This is a genomic window from Bacillus haynesii, from assembly GCF_014042035.1.
Lineage (GTDB): Bacteria > Bacillota > Bacilli > Bacillales > Bacillaceae > Bacillus > Bacillus haynesii.
Genome location: NZ_CP059494.1, coordinates 1,276,648 through 1,289,900, shown reverse-complemented (window position 1 = coordinate 1,289,900; position 13,253 = coordinate 1,276,648). Strand labels below are relative to the sequence as shown.

Genomic DNA, 13,253 nt, shown 5'->3' with positions numbered 1-13,253 from the left:
ATGGATCAGGCAGAAAGCTTACGAAGGCGGATGGGGCAGCGCTTCGCCGAACCGCCCGCCGCTATCGCTCATCCAAAAGCGAAAACGCTCGCTGTCATGAGCGGAAAAGGAGGCGTCGGGAAGTCGAACGTATCGCTGAATACGGCTCTCGCCTTCTTGGAAAAAGGAAAGAGCGTGCTGTTGATCGATCTTGATGTCGGTATGGGAAACATCGATATTCTGATCGACCGGCAATCGCTCTACACCGTGATGGATCTCCTTCAGCAAAAAATGCCGTTTGAGCGCGCCTTGTCAGCCGGCCCGCGAGGCCTTCAATACATTTCGGGCGGAACAGGGCTGGATGCGATGTTCGAATTGAACAGGGAAAACTGGACGTTTTTTCTGAAGGAATTGACGAGGGCTTTGACAAGCTTCGATTATGTCATCTTTGACATGGGAGCGGGGCTGTCAAAAGATCAGCTGCCATTCGTCCTGTCAGCGGATGAAATTCTGGTCGTCACCACGCCGGAGCCGACATCCATCATGGACGCTTACAGCGCGATCAAGCATTTGGCATTAACCGGACGCGATCTTCAGCTCAAAGTCGTTGTCAATCGCTGTACAACCCAAAAAGACGGAATTTCTGCCTTTCTCCGCCTTTCCCACACGGTAAACGCTTTTTTACAGCAAAAGCTTGCATATGCAGGGCCGATTCCTGAGGATCCCCTGGTATCGAGAGCCGTTGTGGAGCAGCAGCCGTTTCTGATGAAGAATCCGCGTTCAAAGCCGAGCAGGGCGGTTTATCTGCTGGCAGAATCGCTGCTTCATAACGGCAGAACGGAAATGGGCGAAAACCGGTCCTTTATCGATAAATTATCTTCATTCCTGAGGAGGGGCAATACATTATGATTCGTGTTCTTGTCGTTGACGACTCTGCTTTTATGAGAAACATGATCACCAAGTTTTTAACATCCAATCACGAGATTGCTGTAGCAGGAACGGCAAGAAACGGCGAGGAAGCGCTCCAAAAAATCAAGGAGCTCCGTCCGGACGTGATCACATTGGATATTGAAATGCCTGTGATGAACGGAAAAGAAACATTGAAAAGGATCATGGCAAGCGATCCGCTTCCGGTTATCATGGTATCGAGCCTGACGCAGCAGGGGGCGGATATCACGATCGAATGTCTTGAGCTCGGGGCGATCGATTTCGTCGCGAAGCCGTCGGGCTCGATTTCAATTGATTTATACAAAGTAAGAGACATGCTGACTGAGAAGGTTTTGACAGCAGGACGGGTGAAACTGAAAGGCCGGCCTGTTCCGATCTCAAAGCCCGCCATTGAGACAGCGAAGCAGCCTCTGGTAAGCGGCAGCGATTCAGTCCGCTTTCGGGCTGGAAAACAGCTCGTCTGCATCGGTACATCGACTGGGGGACCGAGGGCGCTGCAAAGAGTGCTTCCCAAGCTTCCTAAAACGTTGAAGGCGCCTGTTTTTGTCGTTCAGCACATGCCAAAGGGGTTTACGGCCTCATTAGCGAACAGGCTGAACCACCTCTCAGAAGTAACCGTGAAGGAGGCTGAAAACGGTGAGAGAGCGAAAGACGGCTGGGTTTACATTGCACCCGGAGGGAAAAACATGGCGGTCGGCCTTGAAAAGGGCGAATTGGTGATCACGCTCGATGACCGCGATACAGAAAGCCGCCACAAGCCTTCTGTTGACTACTTGTTCCAATCCCTGGCCTCACTTCGAGATTTTGAAAAAATCGCCGTTATTATGACGGGGATGGGAAGCGACGGAACAGAAGGCGTAAAAGGCCTTTTGAAACATGGAAGCGGAACGGTGATCGCCGAAGCAGCCGAGTCGTCCGTCGTTTTCGGAATGCCGAAATCGGTCATTAACAACGGGCTTGCAAACGACATCAAGCATGTTGATGAGATTGCCGCAGCCATTATGACGTATATGAAAAAAGAGAGGGCGTGACTCATATGGATATGAATCAATATTTAGACGTCTTTATTGAAGAAAGCAGAGAACATTTGCAAACCTGTAACGAAAAATTGCTCGAACTCGAAAAAAATCCTACAGACCTGCAGCTTGTCCATGATATTTTCAGAGCGGCTCATACCTTGAAAGGGATGAGCGCAACGATGGGCTATGAAGACATGGCTCATTTAACGCACAGTCTGGAAAACGTGCTGGACGCGATCCGGAATGAAGAAATGACCATCACATCAGAGTGGATGGACGTCATGTTTGAAGCGCTCGATGACCTTGAAGCGATTGTCCTTTCGATCATTGAAGGGGGCGATGGCAAAAGAGACGTTTCCGAAGTCTGCGCCAAGCTTGATGTGACAGGCGCAAACAAGGAGACAGCCGCATCGGCAGAAGCGCCTGAAGCGGCATCTTCCGAAACGAAATGGGCCTATGACGAATTTCAGCGGACGGTCATCGCCGAAGCTGAGGAACAAGGCTTTAAATGTTACGAAATCAATGTTGCATTGAAAGAGGACTGTCTGTTGAAGGGCGTTCGGGTGTACATGGTATTTGAGCAGCTGAACGAAATCGGCGAAGTCGTTAAAACGATTCCGGAAACGGAAGTCCTTGAATCGGAAGATTTTGATTCCGAATTCGTCGTTTGCTTTTTAAGCAAGCACGGGGAAGAAGAGATTTTCAACAAAATCAACGGCGTATCTGAAATCGAAAAAATAGAAGTGACCGAGCTGAAAAACGATTTTTCGGCACAGGAAGAAGCGAAGCCTGCCGCACCTGAAAAGCAAACCGCACCGAAAGAGGCGGAGAAAAAACCGGCGAAGCAGCCGGACGGCAAAAAAGAAGCGGCGAAACCTGCAGCAGGCGGGGGAACGAAGACGATCCGCGTCAACATCGACCGCCTCGATTCATTAATGAACCTGTTTGAGGAGCTGGTCATTGACAGGGGGCGCTTAGAGCAGATCGCCAAAGAACTTGAACACGGCGAATTAACGGAAACCGTCGAACGGATGACAAGAATTTCAGGCGACCTGCAATCGATCATCCTCAATATGAGAATGGTTCCGGTTGAAACGGTATTCAACCGCTTCCCGCGCATGGTCCGCCAGCTGACAAAAGAATTAAATAAAAAGATCGAGCTGTCGATTTTCGGGGCGGAAACAGAGCTTGACAGAACGGTAATAGACGAAATCGGCGACCCGCTTGTCCATCTCTTGAGAAACAGCCTTGATCACGGGATCGAGGCGCCTGAAGTCAGGGTGAAAAACGGTAAACCTGAAACGGGTCAAGTCCGCCTCAAAGCATACCACAGCGGGAACCACGTCTTTATCGAGGTGGAGGATGACGGCGCCGGCATCAACCGCAAAAAGGTGCTCGAAAAAGCGCTTGAGCGCAACGTTATTACTGAACGTGACGCCGAAACGATCGAAGATCATGAAATCGACGCACTCATTTTTGCGCCGGGATTCTCAACCGCAGATCAAATCTCGGATATTTCAGGACGCGGGGTCGGCTTGGACGTTGTCAAAAGCAAGCTGGAATCATTGGGCGGTTCTGTCAGCATCAAATCGAGCGAAGGCGAAGGTTCGCTTTTCTCCATTCAGCTTCCGCTTACACTGTCGATCATATCCGTGCTGTTAGTCAAACTTGAAAATGAAACGTTTGCGATTCCGATTTCTTCTATTATAGAAACGGCTGTCATCGATAAGAAAGATATTCTTCAGACGCACGATCGCGAAGTGATCGACTTCAGGGGCCATATCGTACCGGTGGTTTACCTGAAAGAACAGTTTAATGTTGAGGATTCTTCAGATGATCTTGATCAGCTTCACGCCATCGTCGTGAAAAAAGGAGACAAGCTGACGGCATTTGTTGTCGACTCCTTTATCGGCCAGCAGGAAGTCGTCTTAAAATCACTCGGCGATTATTTAACAAACGTCTTTGCCATTTCCGGCGCGACGATTTTGGGAGACGGACAAGTAGCCCTGATCATCGACTGCAACGCCCTTATTAAATAGAAAGCGAAAGGAGAGCGATCCTCTTGACCACACAGACTACCACCGGTGAAAAAATGATTGTGTTCAAAGTAAATCATAAAGAGTATGCCATCTCTGTATCCGAAGTGATGTCCATTGAAAAATGGCAGCAGCCAACAAGGGTGCCGGGAGTGGAACCGTATATTTGCGGCGTCATTAATTTGAGAGGTGTTGTCACACCTGTCATCGATTTAAGAAAGCGGATTGAAGCGCCTGGAGATACGATTACAGATGAAACGAGAATCATCATCATCACCCATCAGGACATTGAAGTCGGCTGGGTGGTGGATGAAGCGAACGATGTCATCACCGTCGAGGAAGAGGAAATTGAATCGGCTCCCGAAACGGTAGGAAAAGACGGCAGGCAATGGATTAAAGGCATCGTCAAGCAAGGGTCCAGACTTCTCAATCTGATTGACTCTGAAGCTGTTTTAAACCGGAAGTCGAGCCTTGCCGCCGCTTCTGAAAATGTGAAGAAATAAGGAGCCGATGATGAGCGTATTTAACGGAATTAGAGAAGAGCATCTTGATATATTGCGGGAAGTCGGGAATATCGGGGCGGGCCATTCCGCTTCCGCCCTGGCTCTGTTGCTGAACAGGAAAATCGAAATGGAAGTGCCGTTTGTCAAGCTGATGTCGTTTGATGAGCTTGTCAACCTATTCGGCGGTGCAGACCTTCCTGTCGCAAGCATCTTTTTGCGCATGGAAGGGGATTTTCCTGGTTCTATGTTCGTGATCATGCCTTTTTCAGAGGCCGAGCAGCTGATCAGGGAGCTTGTCGGCAATCCGGAATTCGAGATTGACAGCATGACGCCGAATGATATCGGAGCCTCTGCCCTGCACGAACTCGGAAACATTATGGCGGGATCTTATTTGACCGCTCTCGCTGATTTGACAAACCGGCAAATGTACCCGAGCGTCCCAGAACTGACGCTTGATATGTTTGGAGCCGTCATCAGCGAAGGGCTGATCGAGCTCAGCCAAGTCGGAGACCAGGTCATCGTCATCGACAACTCCATTTTTGACGAGGAGCACAACCGGAAAGTAAAAGCGCATTTGTTCCTTCTGCCGGACTATGATTCTTTTGAAAAGCTCTTTCATGCATTGGGTGCAGCGCTATGAAAATCTTAGAAAAAGAAACATCGATCATCAGAGTGGGAATTGCCGATGTAAAAATTGTCCGCACGCCCGACAAGATCAGGACATCGGGTCTCGGCTCGTGCGTCGGACTCGTGCTTTATGATTTGGAAGCAAAGACGGCCGGTCTCGTCCACGTCATGCTTCCCGACTCTTCCTTATCCAAGACGCCTGACATCAACGTGGCAAAATACGCGGACACAGCCGTCGAAGCAACGGTCAAGATGCTGCTTGAAGCCGGATGCCGAAAATACGCTTTGAAAGCGAAAATGGCCGGAGGAGCCGAAATGTTTAAATTTAAGATGACAAATGATTTGATGAAAGTCGGGCCAAGAAATGTGCTTGCGATTAAAAAACATCTATCTCTCTTAAACATTCCGATTGTAAGCGAGGATACAGGCGGAAGCAGCGGAAGGACGATTGAGTTCGATCCGCAATCAGCAGAACTTGTCATCCGGACAGTTAAACAAGGTGTAACGACGATTTAATATGCAATATAGGGGGATAAAGATGCAATCCTTGAACTATGAAGATCAGATGCTTTGGTCGCGGTGGAAAGAATGGAAAGATCCTCAGGCAGGCGATGATTTAATCCGCCGCTATATGCCGCTTGTGACATATCATGTCGGCCGGATAGCCGTCGGCTTGCCCAAGTCCGTTCATAAAGACGATTTGGTCAGCCTTGGCATGCTGGGTTTGTATGATGCCCTTGAAAAATTTGATCCGGGAAGGGATTTGAAGTTTGATACATACGCTTCCTTCAGAATCAGAGGCGCTATTATCGACGGCCTTCGCAAAGAAGACTGGCTTCCGAGAACATCCCGTGAAAAAACGAAGAAAGTGGAAGCTGCGATCGAAAAGCTCGAACAGCGTTACCTAAGAAATGTTTCGCCGAGCGAAATCGCCGCTGAGCTGGGAATGAGCGAACAAGACGTCGTGACCACAATCAATGAAGGTTTCTTTGCGAACCTCCTTTCAATTGATGAGAAGCTTCACGACCATGAAGACGGGGAGAATGTCCAGGTGATGATAAGGGACGACAAAACGAGCACGCCTGAAGAAAAAATGCTCAAAGACGAACTGATCTCCCAGCTTGCAGAAAAAATAAACGAGCTTTCAGAAAAAGAGCAGCTCGTGATCAGCTTATTCTATAAAGAAGAGCTGACGCTGACGGAAATCGGACAGGTTTTGAATTTGTCGACTTCCCGCATTTCACAGATTCACTCCAAGGCGCTTTTGAAATTGAAGCATCTGCTGGATAAAGTGGTACAATAACATGTAAGCTGTCGGCATAAAACCGGCAGCATTTTTTAAGGCGTCAGACGGGAAGTCTTTTTTTGATTAAATTTCATGGTTAGCGAGTGAAAAATATGTCAACAATATTATGGCTTGTGAGCTTTACGCTCCACGGTATTTTGATTTATTTCGTCATCATTCTGAATACGAGGCTCAGCGCTTTTAAGGCCGCGGAGAAAGAGCAAAAACAGCTTTTGGAAGAAACCGAGAATACATTGACCGCTTTTTTGATGGAGTTAAAAGACGAAAATGAAAAACTCGTTCAGGAGATTCGGGCGAATGCCGAAGAAAAGCCGCAAAGACCGCAAACACAGCCTGACATTCCTGCTCAACCCCCCGTCCTTCCGGAAGCGGACGAATCGCGCGATCTGCCGCTTCACATCGAAGCGATGATCAACGAGGTGGAGCAGGAAGAGGATGAGCTCAATCAAAAGGAGCAGGAAGCATCCATATCCTATGAAGAAGAAGCTCTCGCATTATATGAAAAGGGGCTCTCTCCGGAGGAAATCGCAAGACAGCTGAAAAGCGGGAAAACAGAAATCGAGCTTTTCTTAAAATTTCGCGGAAAGCTGAAAAACGATTCTTGATTGTCGAGAAAGCTTATGTTATATTATTTCTTGGTGTTAATTACACACGCTTAACGATTTATGCAAGCGGTGCTGTGCGCTTCTCGTACAGTCCTGCATAAAAATGACCTAAGCGGAGGAAAAAAACCATTATATTAGGAGGAAATAACACATGTCAGTCATTTCTATGAAGCAATTGCTTGAAGCTGGTGTTCACTTCGGCCACCAAACGCGCCGCTGGAACCCAAAAATGAAGCGTTACATCTTCACGGAGCGTAACGGAATCTACATCATCGATCTTCAAAAAACAGTCAAAAAAGTTGAAGAAGCATACAACTTCACGAAAAACCTTGCAGCTGACGGAGGAAAAATCCTTTTCGTCGGTACGAAAAAGCAAGCTCAAGACTCTGTTAAAGAAGAAGCGGAACGTTCTGGAATGTACTATGTCAACCAACGCTGGCTTGGCGGTACATTAACAAACTTTGAAACGATCCAAAAGCGTATCAAACGCCTTAAAGATATCGAAAAAATGCAGGAAAACGGCACATTTGACGTACTTCCTAAAAAAGAAGTCGTTCAATTGAAAAAAGAATTAGAGCGTCTTGAAAAATTCCTCGGCGGAATCAAAGAAATGAAAGAGCTTCCTGACGCACTGTTCATCATCGATCCTCGCAAAGAGCGCATCGCGGTTGCAGAAGCGCGCAAGCTGAACATTCCGATCATCGGAATCGTTGACACAAACTGCGATCCAGATGAAATCGATGTTGTCATCCCTGCGAACGATGACGCCATCCGCGCTGTTAAATTGCTGACTTCTAAAATGGCAGATGCCATCCTTGAAGCAAAACAAGGCGAAGAAACAGCTGAAACAGAAGCGAAAGAAGCAGAAACAACTGAAACAACAACTGCTTAACCTGGTCAAAAGGTGATAAGGGGGTCTGCCTTTTATCACCTTTTTTTTCACCAGATCAACATTTACATATTTTGTTTGATATATAAGGAGGAAATCAAAAATGGCAATTACTGCACAAATGGTAAAAGAGCTTCGCGAAAAAACTGGCGCAGGCATGATGGACTGCAAGAAAGCGTTAACTGAAACTGACGGCAACATGGATAAAGCGATCGATCTTCTAAGAGAAAAAGGAATCGCAAAGGCTGCCAAAAAAGCTGACCGCATCGCAGCTGAAGGTTTGACTTTGATCAAAACCGACGGCAACACAGGCGTTATTCTTGAAGTGAACTCTGAAACGGACTTCGTTGCGAAAAACGAAGGCTTCAAAGAGCTTTTAAACGACCTGGCTGACCACATTCTTGCTGAAAAGCCTGAAAGCGTTGAGGCTGCTATGGCCCAAAAAATGGCTAACGGTTCAACTGTAGAAGAATACATCACAAGCGCGGTTGCTAAAATCGGAGAAAAAATCACGCTTCGCCGCTTCGCTGTCCTGACAAAAGGCGATGACGCTGCATTTGGCGCATACCTGCACATGGGCGGAAAAATCGGCGTATTGACTGTCCTTAACGGCACAACTGACGAAGAAACAGCAAGAGACATCGCGATGCACGTTGCGGCTGTTAACCCTCGCTTCATTTCCCGCGACCAAGTGTCAGAAGAAGAAGCGAACCGCGAGCGCGAAATCTTGACTCAGCAGGCGCTTCAAGAAGGCAAGCCTGAAAACATCGTCGCTAAAATGGTTGAAGGCCGCCTGAACAAATACTTCGAAGAAATCTGCCTGCTTGATCAAGCATTCGTTAAAAACCCGGATGAAAAAGTGAAACAGGTCGTTGCTGCGAAAAACGCAACAGTTGAAACATTCGTCCGCTACGAAGTTGGAGAAGGCATCGAAAAACGCCAAGAAAACTTTGCTGAAGAAGTTATGAACCAAGTGAAAAAATAAGATTGAAAAGCGCTTGCTTAAAACACACGGCAAGGTCTTTTCAAGGAGAATAGGGGACACAATTTGTGTCCCTATTTTTAAAACAGTTTACAAACCTTTTTTTCTCTTGCATAATAAATAACGGCAAGCATGCACTTGGAGGTTATTATGGAAAAACCAAAGTATAATCGTATCGTATTAAAGCTTAGCGGAGAAGCCCTTGCGGGTGAACAGGGAAACGGCATCAACCCGACCGTGATCCAGTCCATCGCCAAACAGGTGAAAGAAATCGCCGAGCTTGATGTTGAAGTGGCGGTCGTCGTCGGCGGCGGCAACCTGTGGCGCGGAAAAACGGGCAGCGATCTCGGAATGGACCGCGCAACAGCGGACTACATGGGAATGCTTGCAACGGTCATGAATTCCCTTGCGCTGCAAGACAGCCTTGAAACGCTCGGCATTCAATCAAGAGTTCAGACATCCATCGAAATGCGGCAGGTCGCTGAGCCATACATAAGAAGAAAAGCGATTCGCCATCTTGAAAAGAAGCGCGTCGTCATCTTCGCTGCCGGTACAGGCAATCCATACTTCTCAACGGATACGACAGCAGCGCTCAGAGCGGCTGAAATCGAAGCCGACGTCATCTTAATGGCCAAAAATAATGTCGACGGTGTATACAATGCCGATCCTAGAACTGACGAAACAGCCGTAAAATATGAAAAATTGTCTTATCTCGATGTGTTAAAAGACGGTTTGGCTGTCATGGATTCAACCGCTTCTTCACTTTGCATGGATAACGACATCCCGCTGATCGTCTTTTCTATTATGGAAGAAGGAAATATTAAAAAAGCCGTATTAGGCGAACAAATCGGTACAATCGTAAGGGGGAAATAACGTGTCAACTCAAGTGATGAATGAAACAAAAGAACGGATGGAAAAAGCGATAGGCGCTTATCAGCGCGAATTGGCCACTGTCCGTGCAGGACGTGCAAATCCGTCTTTGCTGGACAAAGTGACAGTTGAGTACTACGGAGCGCAAACGCCTTTAAACCAGATCGCGTCCATTACGGTGCCGGAAGCGCGCATGCTCCTCATCACACCATATGACAAAACGGCGCTCGGCGATATTGAAAAAGCGATTCAAAAAGCCGACCTGGGCGTAACTCCGTCAAACGACGGCAACATCATCCGGATCACGATCCCTGCTCTAACTGAGGAGCGCAGAAAAGAGCTTGCCAAGCTCGTGAAAAAATATTCGGAAGATGCTAAAGTCGCGGTCCGCAACATCCGCCGCGATGCGAATGACGATCTGAAAAAACTAGAGAAAAATGGTGAAATGACTGAGGATGAATTGCGCTCTTCAACGGAAGACGTACAAAAGCTGACAGATGAATATGTGTCAAAAATTGATGAGATCACAAAAGATAAAGAGAAAGAAATCATGGAAGTTTAATGAAAAACTCTGTACAATAGATAATAGTGAAAAGACCCTCTCATGTTTACAGGGGGTTTTTTTGTTAATACTGTTGTTATCTAGAACGATATAACAGGAAAGCAACCTTTTGGGTGATGGAGGACTCTCATGCTCAATATACTCAAAAATTGGAAGAATCAGCATTCAGCTGCTTCCAACATGGAATGTTACACAAAAGAAAATATTTTAAAAGGAGAAATTCCTGAACATATCGCCATTATTATGGACGGAAACGGCCGTTGGGCAAAGAAACGGGCGATGCCCCGCATCGCGGGTCATCACGAAGGCATGAAGGTGGTCAGACAGACGACAAAGCTTGCCAATGAGCTCGGTGTCAAAGCGTTGACGCTGTATGCCTTTTCGACGGAAAATTGGAAGCGTCCAAAGCTTGAGGTTGACTTTCTGATGAAGCTGCCTGAAGAGTTTCTGGGAACGTATCTCCCGGAGCTGGTCGAAGAAAATGTCCGGGTCCGCATGACAGGCGATAGGGAAGGACTGCCGCCCCACACGATCCGCGCGGTTGAAAAAGCCATCCGTGATACGGAGAACAATGACGGACTTATTCTTAATTTTGCATTGAATTACGGGGGACGTGCAGAAATCGTCAGAGCCGCAAAGAGAATTGCCGAAGAAGCGAAAAAAGGCACATTGAATACCGAGGAAATCGACGAAAAGCTATTTTCCGATTATTTGATGACAGAATCTTTGCAGGACCCTGATTTGCTGATTCGCACAAGCGGCGAGATCAGGCTGAGCAACTTCATGCTTTGGCAGCTTGCCTACAGCGAATTTTTATTTACCGATGTATTGTGGCCTGATTTTAAAGAGGTTCACTTGCTTCAGGCTATCGGAGAATATCAGCGTCGCGGGAGAAGGTTTGGCGGAATTTAGAGGATGGTGCAGATGAAACAGAGAATATTGACGGGTGTGATCGCGGCAGCGGTTTTTCTGCCGCTCGTGATTTTCGGCGAGCTGCCGTTCACCCTGCTAGTTTATGCAATAGGTATACTCGCTCTATTTGAACTTTTAAGAATGAAAGGCCTGAAGCTTATCAGCGCTCCGGGTATCATCAGCCTGCTGGTTTTGGCGGTTTTGCTGTATCCAAGCCAATACGCGGAAAACGCGGGGCTGGGTATAACCAAAGGGGAGGTCGTCTTTTTGGCCGTCCTTTTGCTTTTGGCATATACGGTGCTCAGCAAAAACTCGTTTACTTTTGACGAAGCGGCATTCGTGGCGCTCGCAGCAGTTTATATCGGATTCGGGTTTTATTACTTTATTGAAATCAGAAACATCGGACTCAGTTATGTCTTTTTCGCGATCGGCGTCGTCTGGTCGACAGATTCCGGCGCTTATTTTATCGGAAAGGCGTTTGGAAAGCGGAAGCTCTGGCCTGAAATCAGTCCTAACAAAACGGTTGAAGGCTTTTGGGGCGGAATTTTAACAGCGGTCGTTTTTTCCGCGATTTATCAGGCTGCCACAGGTTTTCCGCACGCTTATCTGTTTGTGCTGATCATTACCGTGCTTTTATCAATCGTCGGTCAGATTGGCGATTTGGCCGAGTCTGCTTTCAAAAGGCATTACCAGGTGAAAGACTCGGGCCGGATCCTCCCGGGACACGGCGGAATGCTGGACCGCTTTGACAGCTTTTTATTTGTCATGCCGGTTCTATACTTCCTGCTTGTTCTTTTTCAGCCGTTCGGGCTATGATAGAAAAGGGTACTGATAGCTAGAAAGAAACAGAGGTGCGGCAATTTTGAAGAACATATGTCTATTGGGGGCGACAGGCTCCATAGGAGAACAGACGCTTGATGTGATCAAAGCGCATGACGATAAGTTTCGGCTGACCGCCATGACTTTCGGCAAAAACGCCGAAAAAGCGGCAGAAATCATTGAAACCTTTAAACCGAAGTATGTAGGCGTCGGGGATGAGCATACATATGAAACATTAAAACAGCATTCTTTCTCCTACACCTTTAACACAGGGATCGGGGAGGAAGCTTTAATCGAAGCGGCCGTTATCCCGGAAGCGGATATCGTCGTCAACGCTCTCGTCGGCAGCGTCGGCCTTCTGCCGACTTTAAAGGCGATGGAGCATAAAAAAACAATTGCGCTTGCAAATAAGGAAACTCTCGTAACAGCCGGTCATATAGTGAAAGAACACGCCCAAAAATACGATGTCCCGCTGCTGCCTGTCGACAGCGAACATTCCGCGATTTTCCAGGCCCTTCAAGGGGAAAATCCGAAGCATATCAAACGGCTGATCGTCACGGCATCAGGCGGCAGCTTCAGGGACCGAACAAGGCAGGAACTTGAAGGCGTCACAGTGGAAGAAGCCCTCAATCACCCAAATTGGTCGATGGGTGCAAAAATCACGGTCGATTCGGCTACAATGATGAATAAAGGGCTCGAGGTCATTGAAGCGCACTGGCTGTTTGATCTGCCTTATGACCAGATCGATGTCCTCCTTCACAAAGAAAGCATTATTCATTCAATGGTGGAATTCCACGACCGAAGCGTCATCGCTCAGCTTGGCACACCTGATATGAGAGTGCCGATTCAATATGCGCTCAGCTATCCGGAACGCCTGCCGTTTGATGAGGCCAAATCCCTTGAACTCTGGGAAGTCGGACAGCTGAATTTTGCCCAAGCTGATTTTGAAAGGTTCCGCTGCTTACAATTCGCTTATGAATCAGGTAAAATAGGCGGTACAATGCCGACTGTTTTAAACGCGGCCAACGAGGAAGCCGTTGCGGCATTTCTTTCGGGCAGGATTTCCTTTCTCGGAATTGAAGACATCATCGAAAAAGCTTTGGAACGCCATCAGGTGATCGCAAAGCCGAGTCTTCAAGAGATCCGTGAAGTGGACAAAGACGCCAGAAAGTTTGTCCAAACATTACTCACATAAG

15 protein-coding genes are annotated in these 13,253 nt (G+C 47.5%); all 15 read left to right on the top strand.

Translation table 11 applies throughout. The features are described from left to right. Window positions 1–888 carry a MinD/ParA family protein gene (locus tag H2R00_RS06310; RefSeq protein ID WP_182070681.1) on the top strand — a complete coding sequence of 296 codons (888 nt, stop codon included), beginning with the start codon at window positions 1–3 and terminating at the stop codon, window positions 886–888. After that, complete coding sequence (locus H2R00_RS06305; protein WP_154999837.1) at window positions 885–1,958, top strand: protein-glutamate methylesterase/protein-glutamine glutaminase; 1,074 nt, start codon at window positions 885–887, stop codon at window positions 1,956–1,958. Before H2R00_RS06310 ends, H2R00_RS06305 begins: the two co-directional genes overlap by 4 nt. Window positions 1,959–1,963: 5 nt before the next feature. Next, entirely contained in the window at window positions 1,964–3,985 is a 2,022-nt protein-coding gene (locus tag H2R00_RS06300) for a chemotaxis protein CheA (RefSeq protein WP_182070680.1), read from the top strand. Window positions 3,986–4,008: 23 nt separating this feature from the next. Next, complete coding sequence (locus tag H2R00_RS06295; protein ID WP_003181816.1) at window positions 4,009–4,485, top strand: chemotaxis protein CheW; 477 nt, start codon at window positions 4,009–4,011, stop codon at window positions 4,483–4,485. A 10-nt stretch (window positions 4,486–4,495) separates the two neighbouring features. Then, window positions 4,496–5,125, top strand: coding sequence for a chemotaxis protein CheC (locus H2R00_RS06290; RefSeq protein ID WP_003181818.1), 630 nt, complete (start codon window positions 4,496–4,498; stop codon window positions 5,123–5,125). After that, window positions 5,122–5,628: a chemotaxis protein CheD gene (locus H2R00_RS06285; protein ID WP_182070679.1), complete on the top strand. Its 507-nt coding sequence runs from the start codon at window positions 5,122–5,124 to the stop codon at window positions 5,626–5,628. The genes H2R00_RS06290 and H2R00_RS06285 overlap by 4 nt, the downstream gene beginning before the upstream one ends. 22 nt (window positions 5,629–5,650) lie before the next feature. Next, window positions 5,651–6,415, top strand: a complete 765-nt coding sequence (locus H2R00_RS06280; protein WP_003181822.1) for a FliA/WhiG family RNA polymerase sigma factor — start codon at window positions 5,651–5,653, stop codon at window positions 6,413–6,415. 95 nt (window positions 6,416–6,510) lie between these two features. Beyond that, a complete protein-coding gene (locus tag H2R00_RS06275; protein ID WP_182070678.1) occupies window positions 6,511–7,023 on the top strand; it encodes a DUF6115 domain-containing protein in 513 nt (170 codons plus the stop codon). A gap of 151 nt (window positions 7,024–7,174) precedes the next feature. Beyond that, window positions 7,175–7,915, top strand: a complete 741-nt coding sequence (gene rpsB / locus H2R00_RS06270; protein WP_043926390.1) for a 30S ribosomal protein S2 — start codon at window positions 7,175–7,177, stop codon at window positions 7,913–7,915. Window positions 7,916–8,015: 100 nt separating this feature from the next. Continuing rightward, entirely contained in the window at window positions 8,016–8,897 is an 882-nt protein-coding gene (gene tsf / locus H2R00_RS06265; RefSeq protein ID WP_075752805.1) for a translation elongation factor Ts, read from the top strand. 147 nt (window positions 8,898–9,044) lie between these two features. After that, window positions 9,045–9,767: a UMP kinase gene (gene pyrH, locus H2R00_RS06260; RefSeq protein ID WP_020451416.1), complete on the top strand. Its 723-nt coding sequence runs from the start codon at window positions 9,045–9,047 to the stop codon at window positions 9,765–9,767. Window positions 9,768–9,783: 16 nt separating this feature from the next. Continuing rightward, window positions 9,784–10,326, top strand: a complete 543-nt coding sequence (gene frr / locus H2R00_RS06255) for a ribosome recycling factor (RefSeq protein WP_412056282.1) — start codon at window positions 9,784–9,786, stop codon at window positions 10,324–10,326. 129 nt (window positions 10,327–10,455) lie between these two features. Further along, window positions 10,456–11,238: an undecaprenyl pyrophosphate synthase gene (locus H2R00_RS06250; protein WP_182070676.1), complete on the top strand. Its 783-nt coding sequence runs from the start codon at window positions 10,456–10,458 to the stop codon at window positions 11,236–11,238. Between the two features lie 12 nt (window positions 11,239–11,250). Next, window positions 11,251–12,054 (top strand): phosphatidate cytidylyltransferase, encoded by an 804-nt coding sequence (locus H2R00_RS06245; protein ID WP_182070675.1) that lies wholly within the window; start codon window positions 11,251–11,253, stop codon window positions 12,052–12,054. A 46-nt stretch (window positions 12,055–12,100) separates the two neighbouring features. Further along, window positions 12,101–13,252 carry a 1-deoxy-D-xylulose-5-phosphate reductoisomerase gene (gene dxr, locus H2R00_RS06240; RefSeq protein ID WP_154999843.1) on the top strand — a complete coding sequence of 384 codons (1,152 nt, stop codon included), beginning with the start codon at window positions 12,101–12,103 and terminating at the stop codon, window positions 13,250–13,252. Window position 13,253 lies beyond the last annotated feature (1 nt).